Source organism: Sphingomonas sp. TDK1, assembly GCF_001650735.1.
In the GTDB taxonomy this organism is placed as follows: domain Bacteria; phylum Pseudomonadota; class Alphaproteobacteria; order Sphingomonadales; family Sphingomonadaceae; genus Sphingomonas.
Genome location: NZ_LXVY01000001.1, coordinates 234,488 through 251,432, shown reverse-complemented (window position 1 = coordinate 251,432; position 16,945 = coordinate 234,488). Strand labels below are relative to the sequence as shown.

Here is a 16,945-nt window from a genome sequence, read left to right as displayed (position 1 = left end):
GCCTGCGCTTTGCTGCCAGTTCATTTTGCAACTGCGAAAGGCGCTGGGGTGCGGATCGTCATTGTCGATGACAGCGGAGCCCGCGCATCGGTCCTCGAAGAGGGCCTGCGCGAGGCGGGGTATGACGATATCCATTTCGTTCCGCCGCGCGGGGCTTTTGTCGCGCGGATCGAGCGCATGGCGCCCGACGTCGTTCTGATGGATCTGGGCAGCCCGAGCCGCGACACGCTGGAGGAAATGCTGCTCGTGAGCCGTGCGCTCGCCAAGCCGATCGCAATGTTCGTGGACCAATCCGACGATATGATGATCGGCGCAGCAATCGATGCGGGCGTGTCCGCCTATGTCGTGGACGGATTGCGCAAGGATCGGGTGAAGCCAATCCTGGAACTGGCAGTGCGGCGGTTCACCGCCTTTTCCCGGATGCAGAGCGAACTGGACGAGGCGCGCACCGCGCTCGCCAACCGCAAGACGATCGACAAGGCGAAGGCGATTCTGATGGCACAGCGCGGATTGAACGAAGCCGACGCCTATGCGCTGCTGCGCTCAACCGCGATGAACCAGGGCCGCCGGCTCGTCGATGTGGCGGAGGCGCTGATCACCGCCAGCAGTCTGCTCGGTGGAGGCAATGCATGACACCGATCCGCGCCGCCTTCCTGCCGCTTACCGACAGCGCGGTGTTGGTCGCCGCGCGCGGAAAGGGGTTCGCCGAGGCACAGGGCATCGATCTGGAACTAGTGCGGACGACCAGCTGGGCGACCCTGCGCGACCGGCTGGTCTATGGCCAGGTGCAGGCAGCGCAGATGCTGGCCCCGCTCACCGTGGCGGTGACGCTGGGGCTAAGCCAGCAGCCGGCGGCGCTGTCGGCGCCGTTCAAGCTCAATAGCAACGGCAACATGCTGGTGATGTCGGGCGAATTCGCCGCAGCGCTGGAGCAGGACCTGCCGGCGCGGCTCGCCGATCCGCTGGGCACGGGGCATGATTTCGCCGCGGCGATCGGGCTGTTCAAGCGCAAGCCGATCATCGGCATCGTTCACCGCTTCTCCGGCCACGCTTTGATGCTGCGCTACTGGCTGGGCAGCGTGGGCATCGACCCCGATCGCGACGTGGTGCTGCGCGTGTTGCCGCCCTCGCTGACCGTGGAGGCGATGCGGCTGGGCGAGATTGACGGGTTTATCGCCGGCGATCCGTGGCCGGCGGCGGCGATCGCGCAAGGCTTGGCCGAGGCGGTGGCGATCGGCGCGCGGATCTGGCAGCGCGGCGTGGAGAAGGTGCTGGCGCTGCGCACCGACTGGATGGACGCCAATGCCGAGACGGTCGACCGACTGCTGCTGGCGCTGGCGGCAGCGTCGCGCTGGTGCGACGACCCTGCGAACCGAGAGGAATTGGCGGCGTTGCTGGCGCGGCCCGCCTATGTCGGCGAACCGGCCGAGCTGATCGAGGCGGGGCTTGCAGGACAGGTGCTCCCGCGCGCCGATGCGCCGGTGGTCGAGCAACCCGATTTCCTGCTGTTCCACCGCGAGGCGACCGCCTTTCCGTGGCGCAGCCAAGCGCTGTGGATTTATTCGCAGCTCGTCCGCTGGAAGCAGGCCGAGCCGAGCGCCGAGGCAGAGGCTGCGGCCGGCGCGGTGTTCCGGCCCGACATCTATCGTCGCGCACTGGGCGCCAGCGGCGAAGCGATGCCGGGGGCGAGCATGAAACTGGAAGGCGCGGTAACTTCGCCGATCGGCGTCGGCGCGCATCGCGGCGCGCTGACGCTCGGGCCGGACCGGTTTTTCGACGGCCGCGTGTTCGATCCCGAGCAGCTGGACGCGTATCTGGCGGGATTCGCCGGTCCGCGCGGGTAAAGAGCAAGCGCTCCACCCGCTATAACTTCGCGCTTGCAGCAAAGCTCGTTTCGGGCGATGATCCATGAGTCGCGCGCAAGGATGCGCGCCCATCGGGAGGGCACCCCAACGCCGGGGCCTGCCTCCCCCTCTGAACCCAGCAAAGCCGCTGACCGGATTTCGCACCCACGCGAACGTCCGGCGGGCGGCTTTTTTCTTGTCCTTTTCAGATCGGCATTGGGGAAGTCATCATGGCAACGGCATTTCTGGATCGACGCGTGCACCAATCTACCAGCACGACAAGCGGCGGCAGCTTCTGGCGCAGCGGGCATTGGCCGACGCTGGTCGCCGCATTTCTCTATTTCGATCTCGCCTTCATGGTGTGGGTGCTGCTCGGCCCGCTCGCGCCCGATATCGCCAGGACGCTGCATCTCACCGCCGCACAAAAGGGGCTGATGGTGGCGACGCCGACGCTGGCCGGCGCGTTGCTGCGCGTGGTCAACGGGCTGCTGGTCGATCGCATCGGGCCGAAACGTTCGGGCGCGATCAGCCAGATGATCGTGATCGGCGGGCTGCTGTCCGCCTATCTGCTCGGCGTGAACAGCTTCGGCGGCACGCTGGCGCTGGGCGTGATCCTCGGCTTTGCCGGCGCGAGCTTCGCGATCGCGCTGCCGCTCGCCAGTCGCTGGTACCCGGCCGAGCATCAGGGCAAGGCGATGGGGCTGGCGGGAATGGGCAATTCGGGCACCGTGCTCGCCGCGCTGTTCGCCCCCGCGCTCGCCAAGCTGTTCGGCTGGAACGCCGTGCTGGGGCTGGCGTGCGTTCCGCTGGGCATTGTCTTCATACTCTATCTGGCGATGGCCAAGGACGCACCGAACGCGCCTGCGCCAAAGTCGCTCGTCGAATATCTGCATCCGTTGAAATCGGCCGACGCCTGGTGGCTGATGGGCTTCTATGCGGTCACCTTTGGTGGGTTCGTCGGGCTGGCGGCGTCGCTGCCGATCTATTTCACCGATCAGTTCAAGCTGACGACCATCGTTGCCGGCTATTGCACTGCCGCCTGCGTGTTCGCGGGATCGCTGGTGCGGCCGCTGGGTGGCGCACTCGCCGACAAGATCGGTGGCGTGAAAACGCTCTCGGTCGTGTTTCTGGTCGCCGCCGCCGCGCTGACGGGCGTCAGCGTTGCGCCGACCCTGCCGGCGGCGCTGGGCTGTTTCGTCGTCGCCATGCTGGCGCTGGGCACCGGCAACGGATCGGTGTTCCAGCTGGTGCCCCAGCGTTTCCAAGCGGAGATCGGCGTGATGACCGGGTTGGTCGGCATGGCCGGCGGGATCGGCGGCTTCTATCTCGCCTCGTCGCTCGGCGTTGCCAAGCAGCTGGCGGGCAGCTTCGCGCCGGGCTTCCTGATCTTCGCCGGACTCGCGTTGGTCGCGCTGCTGGGCCTGACGCTGGTCAAGGCCTCGTGGCGCGCGCGCTGGACGAGCGGCGCGCGCATCTAAGTCGGAGGGGAGGGCGGCGCGATACCAAATGCGCCGCCCCATTTTTGGGGGGACTTTCATGCGAACGATCTTAACGACGGCGGCCGCGCTGGCCGTCGCAGGGCCGGCCTGTGCCCAGGACATTGCGGTGAAGCCGCTGATCGAGGCGCGCACCCGCTATGAGCATGTCGACCAGGATGGGCTCGCCCAGACGGCGGATACGTGGACGTTGCGCGTGCGCGCCGGTGCCGAGCTGCACAGCGGCCCATGGGCGGTGTTGGGCGAGGCGCAGGGCAATCTGGCGCTGGTCGGCAACTATTATGACGGGCTGCACGGTGCCGCGACCCGGCCGCTGGTCGCCGATCCGCAGGATGTCGCGATCTACCGCGCACAATTGCAATACCGCACGCGGCCGCTGACCGTCACCGCCGGGCGCCAGCGGATCGCGCTGGACGATGAGCGTTTCGTCGGCAATGTTGGCTTTCGCAACAACGCGCAGACGTTCGACGCGGTGCGCGGCGAGCTGGTACCGCTCAAGGGCGTGAAGCTCGACATCGCCTATGCCTGGGACGTCCGCACCATCTGGGGCACCGATGGTCGCGGCGCGCGGCAGCGGGGTGTGGGCGGCGACAATGTGTTCGCCAATCTCTCCACAGCGACCCCGATCGGCACGCTGACCGGTTTCGCCTATCTGGTCGACCAGGACGAGCCCGAAGTGCAGGGCTATCGTCTCGCCAGCCAGACCTATGGCGGGCGGCTGGCGGGCGGCCGGGCCCTGGGACCAAAGGTGAAGCTGAGCTACCAGCTCAGCTGGGCGACGCAATCCGACTATCACCGCAACCCCAATCGCTACTCCGCCGGCTATTGGCTGGCGGACGCGACGCTGGACGTGCGTGGCTGGAAGCTCAACGGCGGCTATGAAGTCCTGGGCGCGGACAAGGGCGCAGCGCTCACCAGTTTCCAGACGCCGCTCGGTACCAACTTCAAGTTCCAGGGTTGGGCGGACAAGTTCCTGACCACGCCGCCGGACGGCGTGCGCGACCTCTATGCCGGCGGCGGCTATGGCTGGAAGAAGCTGGGCAAGGTGGATGCACTGACGCTGCAGGCGACATGGCATCGGTTCGAAAGCGACCGGCTGGAGCGGCATTATGGCGACGAGATCGACCTGCTCGCTACGGTGAAGATGAAGAAGACGCTGCTGTCGGCGCGCTATGCGCGGTACACGGCCGATCGCCTCGCCACCGATACCAGCAAATTCTGGCTGCAGCTGGATTGGAGCTATTGAGCGGAATCGCTTGAGCGGTTCCGCGAATCGGTTTATGTTGCAACGCGAAGGACAAGGCCGTCCTTCGCACATAGCCACGCCAGCCCGAAGATGGGCAAACGTGGTCCTGTTGATGGCAAAGCCGCCATCCAGCGCTCGGTTCGCAAGTTCCGGGCGCCGGATGGCGGCTTTTTCGTTTTGGAGCGAAGCGGATGGAGTTTCTCGAAGGCACGGCAATCCTCGCCGACGATAGTCCCGCCGGGACCGTCTCGCCGCCCGAGGCGCGCGAGCATCTGGTCGTCATCGGCAACGGCATGGCGGGCTGTCGCGCGGTGGGGGAGCTGCTCGCGCGCGACGGCACGCGCTTCCGCGTCACCATCTTCGGCGCCGAGCCGCACGTTAACTACAACCGCATCATGCTGTCGCCGGTGCTGGCCGGCGAGAAGACGTTTCAGGAGATCGTGATCAACGATCATGCCTGGTATGCGCAGCACGGCATCGAGCTGGTGGCGGGCGATCCAGTGGTGGCGATCGACCGCGCCGCGCGGACCGTCACTGCGAAGTCCGGCCGCGTCACCGGCTATGACAAGCTGTTGATCGCCACCGGCTCCGATCCGTTCATCATTCCCGTGCCGGGGCACGACCTGCCCGGCGTCATCAGCTTCCGCGACATGGCCGATGTCGACGCGATGCTGGCGGCAGCGTGCGGCGGCGGCGAAGCGGTGGTGATCGGCGGCGGGCTGCTCGGGCTGGAAGCGGCACACGGCCTTACGCTGCGCGGCATGAAGGTCACGGTGCTCCACCTGATGCCAACGCTGATGGAACGCCAGCTCGACGAGGCGGCGGGTTGGCTGCTCAAGTCGGCGCTCGAGGCACGCGGGCAGACGATCCTGACCGGCGCCGATACCGCCGCGATCCTCGGCGACGGCAAGGTCGAGGGCGTGCAGCTCAAGGACGGGCGCGTGCTCCCGGCCAAGCTGGTGGTGATGGCGGTCGGCATCCGCCCTTCGGTGAAGCTCGCGCGGGAGGCCGGGCTTGCGGTGGGCCGCGGCATCCAGGTCGACGATCACATGGTGACCAGCGATGCCGACGTGCTTGCGGTGGGCGAATGCGTCGAGCATGACGGGCAGTGCTACGGCCTGGTCGCGCCCTTGTGGGACATGTGCCGCAGTCTGGCCGACGGGCTGGTGGCGCGCGCCAATCCCTATCGCGGATCGGCGACCTCGACCAAGCTCAAGGTCGCCGGGCTCGACGTGTTCTCGGCGGGCGATTTCTCCGGCGGCGAGGGCTGCGAGGACATCGTGCTGCGCGACGCGGCGCGCGGCATCTACAAGCGGGTGGTGCTCAAGGACGACCGCATCATCGGCGCGGTGCTGTTCGGCGATACCGGCGACGGCGGCTGGTATTTCGACCTGCTCAAGAAGGGCGAGGACGTCGCCCCGATCCGCGACGTGCTGATCTACGGCCAGGCCTTCGCCTCGGGAGGGGGGCAGGCGGACCCTAAAGCCGCCGTTGCGGCGCTCTCGGACGATGCCGAGATCTGCGGCTGCAACGGCGTTTCCAAGGGGCAGGTGGTCGCGAGCATCACGGGCGGCGCGTGCAGCCTCGATGCCGTCCGCGCAACCTGCAAGGCCTCGGCCAGTTGCGGATCGTGCACCGGCATCGTCGAGCATCTGCTCGCGCTGACGCTGGGCGAGGAAGCCGTGCAGGCGGGACCGAAGACGATGTGCAAATGCACCAGCTACGGCCATGACGAAGTGCGCCGGGCGATCGTCGAGCAGGGTATGCGTGCGATCCCCGAGGTGATGCAGCGGCTGCACTGGTCGACCCCCGACGGATGTTCGTCCTGCCGGCCGGCGCTCAACTATTATCTGCTCTGCGCGTGGCCGGGCGAATATGTCGACGACCAGCAGAGCCGCTTCGTCAACGAGCGGCTGCACGCCAACATCCAGAAGGACGGCACCTATTCGGTGGTGCCGCGCATGTGGGGCGGAGTGACCACGCCCGCCGAGCTGCGCGCGATCGCCGATGTGGTGGAGAAGTTCAACGCGCCCATGGTGAAGGTGACGGGCGGCCAGCGGCTGGATATCTTCGGCATCCGCAAGGAGGATCTGCCGGCGGTGTGGGCCGATCTGAACGCGGCCGGAATGGTCTCAGGCCATGCCTATGCCAAGGCGCTGCGGACGGTGAAGACCTGTGTCGGCTCCGAATGGTGCCGCTTCGGCACGCAGGATTCGACCGGGCTCGGCATCAAGCTGGAGCGCGGCTTCTGGGGAAGCTGGATGCCGCACAAGTTCAAGATGGCGGTCTCCGGCTGCCCGCGGAACTGCGCCGAAGCGACGATCAAGGACTTCGGCGTGGTATGCGTGGACTCTGGATATGAGCTGCACGTCGGCGGCAATGGCGGCATCCATGTCCGCGCCACCGACCTGCTGGTGAAGGTAACGACCGAGGACGAGGCGATGCACTATGCCGCCGCCTTCGTGCAGCTCTACCGCGAGGAGGCGCGCTATCTCGAGCGCACCGCGCCGTGGATCGAGCGGGTTGGGCTCGCCTATCTGAAGGCCCGCGTCGTCGAGGACGAAGCAGGCCGCGACGCGCTGGCCGCGCGCTTCTTGCATTCCCAGTCCTTCAGCCAGGACGACCCCTGGGCCGAGCGCGTGGCGGGCGCCGACGCCGGCCTGCACCAGCCCCTTCTCGCCGCCGCGGAGTAAGCCGGATGACCGACTGGACCGATATCGGCACGCTCGCCGACCTGCCGCTGCGGGGCAGCCGCACGCTTACCCTTGCCGGGGAACCGGTGGCGGTGTTCCGCACCCATGACGACCAGGTCTTCGCGCTGATCGACCGCTGCCCCCACAAGGGCGGACCGCTGAGCGCAGGCATCGTCCATGGCCATGCGGTGGCCTGCCCGCTGCACAATCTGCGAATCTCCCTCGCGACCGGCACCGCTTTGGAACAGGATGCCGGCTGCACGCCGGTGGTGCCGGTACGAATGGAGGGCGAGCGGATCCTGCTCGCCAGCCCGGTGCGGGCGGCGGCGTGAGCACGGCCACCCGCACCACCTGCGCCTATTGCGGCGTCGGCTGCGGCATCCGCGCGACCGTCACCGCCGAGCGGACCGTCCACATCGAGGGCGATCCCGACCACCCGGCCAATCGCGGCAGGCTCTGCTCCAAGGGCACGCATCTCGGGGAAACCGTAGGGCTGGAGGGACGCCTGCTCCATCCGATGATCGGCGATCGCCGCGCCAGCTGGGACAAGGCGCTCGACCTCGTCGCCCGCCGCTTCCGCGAGGCGATCGCCGAACATGGCCCGGACAGCGTCGCCTTCTACGTCTCGGGCCAGCTGCTGACCGAGGACTATTACGTCGCCAACAAGTTGATGAAGGGCTTCATCGGCTCGGCCAATATCGACACCAACTCGCGGCTGTGCATGTCGAGCGCGGTGGCGGGGCATATGCGCGCGTTCGGTGAGGATGTGGTGGCCGGCAGCTATGCCGATATCGACGCCGCCGATCTGATCGTGCTGGTGGGTTCGAACACCGCCTGGTGCCATCCGGTCGTCTATCAGCGGATCATGGCTGCGCGGGCCGAGCGTGGGACGAAACTGGTCGTGATCGATCCTCGTCGTACCGAGACGGCCGACGAGGCGGACCTTCACCTGGCCCTGCGTCCCGGCAGCGATGTGGCGCTGTTCAACGGCCTGCTCGCCTATTGCCGCGCAGAGGGCTTGGCCGATTCCGCGAACCTCGATGTGCCCGAAGGGTTCTGGGAAGCGCTGGGCGAGGGGCACGATCTCTGGTCCACCGCCCAGGCCTGCGATCTGGCGCCTGCCGATCTCCAGCGCTTCTATCAGCTGTTCGCCGCGAATCCGCGCACCGTCACGCTGTTCAGCCAGGGCATCAACCAGTCGATCCGCGGCACCGATCAGGTGAATGCGATCCTCAATCTCCACCTCGCTACCGGCCGGATCGGCACGCCCGGTGCAGCGCCCTTCTCGATTACCGGCCAGCCCAATGCGATGGGCGGGCGCGAGGTGGGCGGGCTGGCCTCGACGCTGGCGGCGCATCGTGGCTTCGGGGCGGAGGACATCGCCGATGTCGGTCGCTTCTGGGCCGCCGCGCGCATGGCGACCAAGCCTGGCCTGAAGGCCGTCGACCTGTTCCGCGCCGTGGGCGAAGGGCGGATCAAGGCCTTGTGGATTATGGCGACCAACCCCGCCGTGTCGATGCCCGATGCGGGCCGCGTGCGCGAGGCACTGGCCAACTGTCCTTTCGTTGTCGTGTCCGACGTCATCGCCGAGACCGACACCAGCGTCCACGCGCATGTGCGCCTGCCGGCTGCCGCCTGGGGAGAGAAGGACGGCACCGTCACCAACTCCGAACGCACGATCAGCCGCCAGCGCGCCTTCCTGCCGCTGCTCGGCGAGGCAAAGCCCGACTGGTGGATCGTCACCCACGTCGCCCGGCGGATGGGGTTCCGCACCGCCTTCGCCTATGATCGTCCTGCCGAGATCTGGCGCGAGCACGCCCGCCTGACCGCCTATCGCAACGATGGCGCACGGATGCTCGACCTGAAGGCGCAGGCCGCGATCGGCAATCACGCCTATGACGCGATGGCGCCGTTCCAGTGGAATGCCGCGCCGTTCGCCGAGGGGCACTATCCCACGCCGAGCGCCCGCGCGCGGCTCGTCCCGGTGGCGCAGCGCCCGCTGGAGCCGCCGCTGCGCGACTGGCCAATGACGCTCAACACCGGCCGGTACCGCGACCAGTGGCACACGATGACGCGGACAGGCCTGTCGCCCAAGCTCGCCCGGCATCGGGAGGAGCCGCTGGTCGAAATCCACCCGGAAGACGCCTCCGCCCTGGGGCTCGCCGATGGCGCGCTCGCACGGGTGGCGACGCCGCAGGGCGAGAGCCTGTTCCGTGTCGCCCATCAGCCAGGCCAGCGCCGGGGCGAGCTGTTCACGCCGATTCATTGGACCGACCAGCAGTCGCGTGCCGGCCGCACGGGACTGCTCGCCCGCGATCTCGCCGATCCGCATTCGGGCCAACCAGGGTTCAAGCTCTCGCCTGCGCGGATCCTGCCGGTGGCGGTCGACTGGCGCGGCTTTCTGATCGTGCGGGGCGAGGTGCTGGCCCCGGATTGTCTGTGGGCGACCCGCGTGGCGGTGCTGGGAGGCGCGCTCTATGAACTTGCCGGAATCGGCGACGCCGCCGCGGTTGGCCGGGCGCTTCCGCCGGGCGAACGGATCGAGGCGAGCGATCCTGCGCGCGGGACCCTGCGCGTGGCGGTATTGCGGGAGGGCAGACTTGCTGCGGTGCTGTTCGTCACCCGCAGCGGCGAGTTACCGAGCCGCGACTGGCTGATCTCGCAACTCGACCAGCCCCAAGGGCCGCAGGTCCTCGCCGGCCGCGCACCGGGGCGGCGGAGCGATCGGGGGCCGATCGTCTGCGCCTGTTTCGACGTCGGCCTGCACACCATCACTGCAGCCATCCGCGATCAGCGGCTGCAGGACGTTGCCGCGATCGGCGCGGCGCTGGGAGCCGGCACCAATTGCGGATCGTGCCGCCCGGCGCTTGCCCGCATTCTCACCACCATGCCGAAGGAGGCCGCACATGGCTGACGAATTTCCCGCAGGCAGCGTTTGGCTGGTCGGCGCGGGGCCCGGCGATCCCGACCTGCTGACCCGCAAGGCCGAGCGGCTGCTGCGTACCGCGACGATCGTGTTCTACGACGCGTTGGTGGGCGAGGCTGTTCTGGCGCTGATCCCCGCAACGGCGCGCCGGGTGCCGGTCGGCAAGCGCGCCGGCCGGCATTCCAAGGAGCAGCGGGCGATCAACGAGCTTCTCGTCACCGCGGCCCAGGCGGGCGAACGGGTGGTCCGGCTGAAGGGCGGCGACCCCTCGATCTTCGGCCGTTCGATGGAGGAGTGTTCGGCCCTCGTTCAGGCCGGCGTGCCGGTGCGAATTTGCCCCGGCATCACCGCCGCCAGCGCGGCAGCGGCCTCGGCGGGCGTCTCGCTCTCGCTGCGGGGACTGGCGCGGCGCGTGCAGTTCGCCACCGCGCACAAGCGCGGCGATGCACCGCTCGATCTAGACTGGGCAGCCTTGGCGGACCCGCATTGCACGACCGTGTTCTACATGGGGCGTAGTGCGGCTGCAGAGATCAGCCGCAATCTCACGACCGCGGGGCTTTCGGGTGCCACGCCGGTTCTGGTCGCGTGCGATGTGAGCCTTGCCAGCGAGCGGCTCCTGCACACTCGCCTTGATCTGCTCCATATCGCGATATCGGCCTTCCCCAGCGATCAGCCGACTCTCATTCTGGTGGGCGAAGCACTTGCTGTCGGGGGTAGTATGCAAATCGCCGGGTCCGGGCTGAACTCCCCTCGCGATGGGCTACCCCAAAGCAAGAGTCCGGTACGTAAAGTCGATATGCCTCCCACCTTGTTTGCATCAAAGCGACTCTGATGGATTGGGCTTACGGCGTCGTTTACGATACGGGTCGGGCGGACGTTGGAACGACGGCTCCTGAACGAAGCTGCTGTTCCGCATATCACTTGGGAACGGCAGGTAAGTCCCACGTCCGGCCCTTCGGGTTCCGTACTCATTCCCGCGCCATGGCGTCTGGATTCGGGCGTCCGAAGGGCAGATTGGCAGTTCATCATCTGGCGCTTCCCAACCCGCTCCGCCTGACGAATCTGAGACCGGTCGAAGCTGCAACCGGTCAGAGTCGGACAGAGGCGTGCGCCCGCAACCGCAGGGGTCCGGCCGTGTATATTTGACGTGTATTTGACAAGTTTGCTGCTTAGCCAGCTAAGCCATTGAAAATGGTGCACCCGACAGGATTCGAACCTGTGGCCTCTGCCTTCGGAACGATATGGCTGATTAACGGTCAGCAACAAGTGATGTGAGCTTCGACCTTTTAGCGTCCTAGCTTGCCTTCAAGCGCTCGAGATAATCTGACCAGTATTGCATCATCCGAACGCGCTCGTCCCAATGCTCGCCGCGGAGATAGGCTCGACGCACGTCATTTCTCTCTACATGCGCGAGCTGCCGTTCGATCGCATCGGGGTGCCATTTCCTGCTCTCGTTGAGAAGGCTGCTGGCCATCGCGCGGAAGCCATGGCCCGTCATCTGCGCCTTGTCGTACCCCAGCCGGCGCAGGGCGGCGTTGATGGTATTGTCGGAAATCGGGCGAGCGTCTGAGCGGACGCTTGGAAACAGAAGCTGCGACCTGCCGCGCATCTCTCGAAGCTCCGCTAGGAGCGCAAGCACCTGCTTGGAGAGGGGGACCCGATGCGGGCGGCCCATCTTCATCTTCTCGCCGGGGATGGTCCAGACCTTCGCTGACAGGTCGAACTCTGCCCACGCAGCAGCGCGCAGTTCGCCCGGACGCACAAACACGTGTGGGGCGATCCGAAGCGCCAAGGCAACCGATGGCTGGCCCTCGTACCCGTCTAAGGCGCGCAAGAGTGCGCCGACCTTGTCGGGCTCGATGATCGCAGCATGATGTTTGACCTTGGGCGTGATCAGGGCGCCCTGGAGATCGGCGGTCACATCTCTCTGCGCCCGTCCGGTGGCGATCGCGTAGCGAATGACGCTGCTACAGGTACTGCGGAGGCGTCGTGCCGTCTCATAGCGGCCCCGAACCTCCACGGTTCTCAATACTGTGAGCAGCTCTGGCGCGCTGATGTCGCCGATCGGTCGAGTGCCGATCAGCGGGTTGGCGAACGCGATCAGCCAGCGGAGCTTTTCGAGGGTCTTCGCCGCTCGCCCTTCCGCCTCGATCTTCTTCAGCCATTCGTCGGCGACGGTGGCGAACGTATCTCCGGCCGAAATGCTGCCTACCCCGCGCGTCAGTTTGCCGTAGGAGGAGGGGTTGATGCCCTTCTCGAGCAGTTTCCGAGCGTTCTCTCTGCGCTCGCGCGCTTCCTTTAGGGAGACGTTAGGATATACGCCCAGCGCCAACGTGCCGCGCTTGCCGTCGTGACGATAGTCCCATCGCCAGTACCGACCACCGCCAGGCTGAACGAGGAGGTACATGCCGTGCATGTCCTGGGTTTTGAACGCTTTGTCCCGCGGTTTGATTCGACGGACGGCTGCATCGGTGAGCATGACGGTATCTCCTCCGCTGGCGCAGTGCTGATACCGTCAAATATACCGTCAAGGGCCGCGGGTTCCAATGGATCGGCCCGGATTTGGGTGGATCAGATACCGCCAAAACCCGCGGAAATCCGCCAGTTTTGGATGCCCTTGAATGTCTGTGGAAAGGTGGATGGTGCCGGTTGCAGGAATCGAACCCGCGACCTTCGGTTTACAAAACCGCTGCTCTACCAGCTGAGCTAAACCGGCCGGACTTGCTTGCAAGTGGGAAGCGCATCTGAGCGGTTTGGCTGCGCGGGTCAAGCGCGAAGGGGCGTCACCGTCGCGCGCACCCCAAAAAGAAGCGCCTGCCCAGCGGACTGGACAGGCGCAGGTGCTTGGGAACGTATTGCGCCGGCTTTCACCGGCGCCCGATGCGAAATTACATCCGGAAGCTCGCGCTGATCGAGAAGGTCCGGCCGTTCTTGTACAGGGCGGTCGGCGCCTGCGGCGTCGCGCTGTACTGATAATAGGTCTCGTCCAGCAGGTTCGACGCATTCGCCGTGAGCGTGAAATTCTCGAGCACCTTGTACGATGCCGAGAAGTCGAGCTGGCGGTACGAGTCGGTATAGTCCGCCGACGACAGTCGACCGAAGACATAGAAGTACTTCGAACGATAGTTGTAGCTCACGCGCGCCTGGAACGGGCCACTCTCGAAATACGGCACGATGTTGTAGGTATCGCGCGAGAGATAGGGCAGGCCCTGGCCGCTGACGCCGGTATCCGCGTCGGCGAAGGTGTAGTTTGCCTGGATACCGAAGCCATAGGCGATCGGCGTCTGCGCAGTCAGCGAGAAGCCGGTTACCGATGCCCCGCCACCGTTGATCGGCTGCGAAATCGCGTAGTCGCGAGTCTGCTGCGTCAGCGGGTTGGTCAGGCGAACCGTGACGTTGCTGTTCGAGATGTAGTTCGAGATATCGCGGTAGAAGATTTCCGCCGAGATATAGCCGGTCTTGGTGAAATACCATTCCGCCGACAAACCGAAGTTGGTCGCGGCATAGGGCTTCAGGTCCGGGTTGCCTGCGCTGCCGGTGCTCTGCGTGTCGTCCAGCGAGAACGAACCGGCGAGCTGCGAATAGCGCGGGCGCGCCATCACCTTCGCCGCGGCGGCGCGCAGCACCACGCCCGGTGCGGCATCATAGGCGATGTTGAACGCAGGCAGGAAGCGGTTGTCGGTGCTGGACGAGGTCTGCGGGATCGTCTGGCCGTTCGAGCTCAGATAATAGAAGCTGTCATCCTTGGTGCTGACGAAGCGCCCACCGATGTTGCCGCGGAACTTGCCGGACTCGAAGTTCGCCTGGACGTAGCCGGTGTAGATCTTCTCCTTCACGCGGAAGTAGCTGCCGGTGTCGAGCGAACGCGTGACGTTGAGCGTGCCCGGGCCCGTGAGCGCGGCGATCGCATTGGCCTGGTTAAGCGTCGCGTAGGGCGTGCCGTTACCGGTCGTCGAAAGCCCATCGTACAGGTCGCTGGCAAGCGTGTACGAGCCGAGATCCGCCAAGGTGAAGGCACGGTTGGTGAAGGTCGCGCCGCCATAGGTGAGCTGGCGATTCAGGTGGTCGTTGTAGCGACCGCCGAACAGGATCTTGACGAACGGACCGAAGGCGATGTCGCGCTCGAAGTCGAGCTGGCCGTACTTCTCCTTGTCCAGCGTCTGGTCGGCATTGGTGATGCCGCCGATCTGAGCGCCGAAAAAGCCAGCGCCGTTCGTCGCCGCGAGCACCGCGGGCTCGGTCTGCAGGCTCGATTCACCCGGCGAGGTGCTGACCCAGCGCGTGGCATCGCTGGCCGGATACTGCCAGTTGAGCAGCGTGTTGCGGCCGTTGGCACCAACCGTGAAGCCCTGCAGCGTCCGGAAGTTCAGCAGATATTCCGGCTGCTTGCCGCCCGACGCGCGGGTCCAGCCGACATTGCCGGTGACCTTCCAGCCGTTGACGTCCCAGTCCATCGCCAACGTGCCGCTGTCGTTCTTGATGCGGGTGCGGCGGAAGTTGGTGTCGAGTTCGCCGGTCCAGTTGGTGCCGGTACCCGCGCCATAGGTTGCCGAGGTGATCAGCCCATTGGAGATCGTGGCCTGCTGGATCAGGTTGCCCCGGGTGTTGTAGCTATATTCCGACGTGCTGAAATTGTCGTAATTGCCGCGAATGACGAGGCCGGTGGCGGTCAGCGTCAGATTGTCGGCAGGCTTCCACTGCATCGCGCCCGAGAAGCTCAGCCGCTGGCGGGTCTGCTGGAAATATTCGTGGGCCAGGAACGCGGGCAGGCGGGCGTTGACCAGATCCTTGTAGTTGCCGCCGTTGACCTGCAGGTTCGGGTTCGTCGGCACCGGATTGCCGTTGGCATCGTTGATGACGTTGCCGTTCTTGTCCTGCTGGAAGAAGCTCTTGCCCGTCAGATAGCCATAGACCGCCACGCCGGCGCGGGCGAGGTACTGGCGGTCATAGCCGACCGAGCCGAGCACGCCGAACGTGCCGGAGTCGTTATGCCAGCTATAGAGCACCGACGCGCGCGGGCTGCCGCGCGACGAACGGTCGTTATAGGCATAACCGCCCGAGGCCGTGATGGTGTTCGGCTTCAGGTCCAGCGGCTTGCGGGTCACGACGTCGACGGTGCCGCCGATCGCGCCTTCCTGCAGACGGGCCTCCGGCGTCTTGTAGACGATCGCCTGGCTGATGATTTCGGGCGAGAGCAGCGAATAGTTGAAGCTGCGGCTCGAACGGTCCGAGGGATTGCCACCCCAATCGGCCGAGGCGACCGAGTGGCCGTCGATCAGAATGCGGTTGAGCGCGGGCTCAAGGCCGGCGATCGAGACCTGCTCGCCTTCACCGAACTGGTGGTCGACGGTCACGCCCGGCAGGTGCGACAGCGATTCAGCGATGTTGCGGTCGGGGAACTTGCCCACGTCCTCGGCGCTGATCACGTCGACGATCGCATTGGCCTTGCGCTTGGTGGCGGCCGAGTCCGCCAGCGACTTGCGGTAGCCGGTGACGACGATCTGATCGGAATCCGCTGCGGGAGCGGACTGGTCGGCCGTCTGCGCGGCGGCCGGTGCGGCTGCGACGAGCGCCGCTGCGCCCAGCGCAAGGGTAATGCTCGACGAAACCATCAAAGACGTACGAAAACCCCTCATCATTTTTCCTTCCTTCGCCCCCAGGCTGCTATTGTGCTGCTGCAAGTTCTGTTATTTCTTGCGCAGGCTTTCGGCGGCGAGCACGCTCGTCGCCCCCCCAAGATCGGTAACCGCATAGGTAAAGCCGGGCTGGAGCGCATAGGCGCCGACCCGGCCGTTGCGGTCGATGGCGAGGAACGCGACCTGCGCGTCCTTCACGGCATCGCCGCGCAATTTCGCGATGTGCAGCACGGCCTCGCGGCAGGCCGCCATCGGATCCATGCCCGCGCGCATCGACGAGACGACGCGCGCCGAACCGGCAATCCGCGTCACTTCCTCGCCGACACCGGTGGACGTCGCCGCACCGACATCGGGCTCCACCATCAGGCCACATCCGGCCTGAGGCGAATCGCCCACACGGCCGCGCAGCTTGAACGCCATGCCGGAGGTGGTGCATGCGCCTGCCAGGCGTCCATTGGCATCACAGGCGACGATACCAATCGTATCGTGATCGAGCGCTGAACCACGCTGGTTTTCGATATTGGCGATGGGCTTGTACTTGGCGGTCTTCAACCAGTCGCGCCAAGCCGCCTCCGCTTCGGGCGTTAGCAGGCGCGTCTTCGGAAAGCCCTGTTCGAGGGCGAACTGACGCGCGCCTTCGCCGACCAGGAAGGTATGCGGGGTCTTCTCCATGACGCGCCGCGCCACGGAGACGGGGTGAAGAATGTCCTCCAGCGCCGCCACGGCCCCGACATTGCCGCGATCGTCCATGATGATCGCATCGAGCGTGACATGGCCGTCTCGGTCGGGATAGCCGCCCAAGCCCACGGAATGGTTCTTCGGATCGGCCTCGGGCACCCAGCCGCCGGCCTCGACCGCATCGATCAGCGAACCGGTCTTCTTCCACTGGGCATAGGCCGCCGCATTCGCCGCCGCGCCGAAGTCCCAGGTTGAGACGATCAGCGCGCGCGACGCGTCAGTCTGCGCCAGCGCCGTCCCGGCCGGCAGCGCCGCCGCGCCAGCCAACCCCAATTTCAAAGCCTCGCGTCGACCCAGTCCCATCGATGCATCCCCACGCGGCGCCGCTGCACCGCTCTCCTGGTTGAAAGGCGGCGCGTCATCTGT

The 16,945-nt window shown here is 66.3% G+C and carries 11 protein-coding genes and 1 tRNA gene; 8 read left to right on the top strand and 4 right to left on the bottom strand.

The genetic code is table 11. The features are described from left to right. The first annotated feature begins 48 nt into the window (after positions 1 to 48). The 8 genes from A7X12_RS01075 to cobA all read left to right on the top strand — a co-directional run bounded on the left by A7X12_RS01075 (position 49) and on the right by cobA (position 11,037). The gene (locus tag A7X12_RS01075) at positions 49 to 633 is read left to right on the top strand and encodes an ANTAR domain-containing response regulator (RefSeq protein WP_064309773.1); all 585 of its coding nucleotides are present in this window, start codon (positions 49 to 51) and stop codon (positions 631 to 633) included. Next, a complete protein-coding gene (locus tag A7X12_RS01070) occupies positions 630 to 1,844 on the top strand; it encodes a CmpA/NrtA family ABC transporter substrate-binding protein (RefSeq protein ID WP_064309772.1) in 1,215 nt (404 codons plus the stop codon). Before A7X12_RS01075 ends, A7X12_RS01070 begins: the two co-directional genes overlap by 4 nt. A gap of 230 nt (positions 1,845 to 2,074) precedes the next feature. Next, positions 2,075 to 3,322, top strand: coding sequence for a nitrate/nitrite transporter (locus A7X12_RS01065; RefSeq protein WP_064309771.1), 1,248 nt, complete (start codon positions 2,075 to 2,077; stop codon positions 3,320 to 3,322). Between the two features lie 58 nt (positions 3,323 to 3,380). Beyond that, complete coding sequence (locus A7X12_RS01060) at positions 3,381 to 4,586, top strand: alginate export family protein (protein WP_064309770.1); 1,206 nt, start codon at positions 3,381 to 3,383, stop codon at positions 4,584 to 4,586. Between the two features lie 191 nt (positions 4,587 to 4,777). Beyond that, positions 4,778 to 7,279: a nitrite reductase large subunit NirB gene (gene nirB / locus A7X12_RS01055; protein ID WP_064309769.1), complete on the top strand. Its 2,502-nt coding sequence runs from the start codon at positions 4,778 to 4,780 to the stop codon at positions 7,277 to 7,279. 5 nt (positions 7,280 to 7,284) lie between these two features. Then, complete coding sequence (gene nirD / locus A7X12_RS01050) at positions 7,285 to 7,611, top strand: nitrite reductase small subunit NirD (protein WP_064309768.1); 327 nt, start codon at positions 7,285 to 7,287, stop codon at positions 7,609 to 7,611. Next, entirely contained in the window at positions 7,608 to 10,193 is a 2,586-nt protein-coding gene (locus A7X12_RS01045) for a nitrate reductase (protein WP_064309767.1), read from the top strand. The genes nirD and A7X12_RS01045 overlap by 4 nt, the downstream gene beginning before the upstream one ends. Next, on the top strand, positions 10,186 to 11,037 hold the full coding sequence (cobA, locus tag A7X12_RS01040; protein ID WP_084444936.1) for a uroporphyrinogen-III C-methyltransferase: 852 nt from the start codon (positions 10,186 to 10,188) through the stop codon (positions 11,035 to 11,037). The genes A7X12_RS01045 and cobA overlap by 8 nt, the downstream gene beginning before the upstream one ends. 462 nt (positions 11,038 to 11,499) lie before the next feature. Here cobA and A7X12_RS01035 read toward each other — a convergent pair whose 3' ends face one another. The 4 genes from A7X12_RS01035 to A7X12_RS01020 form a co-directional block, all read right to left on the bottom strand. Continuing rightward, on the bottom strand, positions 11,500 to 12,684 hold the full coding sequence (locus A7X12_RS01035) for a tyrosine-type recombinase/integrase (protein ID WP_064309766.1): 1,185 nt from the start codon (positions 12,682 to 12,684) through the stop codon (positions 11,500 to 11,502). Positions 12,685 to 12,845: 161 nt separating this feature from the next. Beyond that, positions 12,846 to 12,921 (bottom strand) — tRNA-Thr (locus A7X12_RS01030). Positions 12,922 to 13,093: 172 nt separating this feature from the next. Further along, positions 13,094 to 15,844, bottom strand: coding sequence for a TonB-dependent receptor (locus A7X12_RS01025; RefSeq protein ID WP_232318216.1), 2,751 nt, complete (start codon positions 15,842 to 15,844; stop codon positions 13,094 to 13,096). Positions 15,845 to 15,892: 48 nt separating this feature from the next. After that, positions 15,893 to 16,882 (bottom strand): N(4)-(beta-N-acetylglucosaminyl)-L-asparaginase, encoded by a 990-nt coding sequence (locus A7X12_RS01020; RefSeq protein ID WP_064309764.1) that lies wholly within the window; start codon positions 16,880 to 16,882, stop codon positions 15,893 to 15,895. Positions 16,883 to 16,945: the final 63 nt, after the last annotated feature.

Bases quoted from the DNA above. Each gene is read 5' to 3' on its own strand.
- A7X12_RS01035 (WP_064309766.1), bottom strand. From the start codon at position 12,684: ATGCTCACCGATGCAGCCGTCCGTCGAATCAAACCGCGGGACAAAGCG.
- nirB (WP_064309769.1), top strand. From the start codon at position 4,778: ATGGAGTTTCTCGAAGGCACGGCAATCCTCGCCGACGATAGTCCCGCC.
- A7X12_RS01070 (WP_064309772.1), top strand. From the start codon at position 630: ATGACACCGATCCGCGCCGCCTTCCTGCCGCTTACCGACAGCGCGGTG.
- A7X12_RS01060 (WP_064309770.1), top strand. From the start codon at position 3,381: ATGCGAACGATCTTAACGACGGCGGCCGCGCTGGCCGTCGCAGGGCCG.
- A7X12_RS01065 (WP_064309771.1), top strand. From the start codon at position 2,075: ATGGCAACGGCATTTCTGGATCGACGCGTGCACCAATCTACCAGCACG.
- cobA (WP_084444936.1), top strand. From the start codon at position 10,186: ATGGCTGACGAATTTCCCGCAGGCAGCGTTTGGCTGGTCGGCGCGGGG.
- A7X12_RS01025 (WP_232318216.1), bottom strand. From the start codon at position 15,844: ATGATGAGGGGTTTTCGTACGTCTTTGATGGTTTCGTCGAGCATTACC.
- nirD (WP_064309768.1), top strand. From the start codon at position 7,285: ATGACCGACTGGACCGATATCGGCACGCTCGCCGACCTGCCGCTGCGG.
- A7X12_RS01020 (WP_064309764.1), bottom strand. From the start codon at position 16,882: ATGGGACTGGGTCGACGCGAGGCTTTGAAATTGGGGTTGGCTGGCGCG.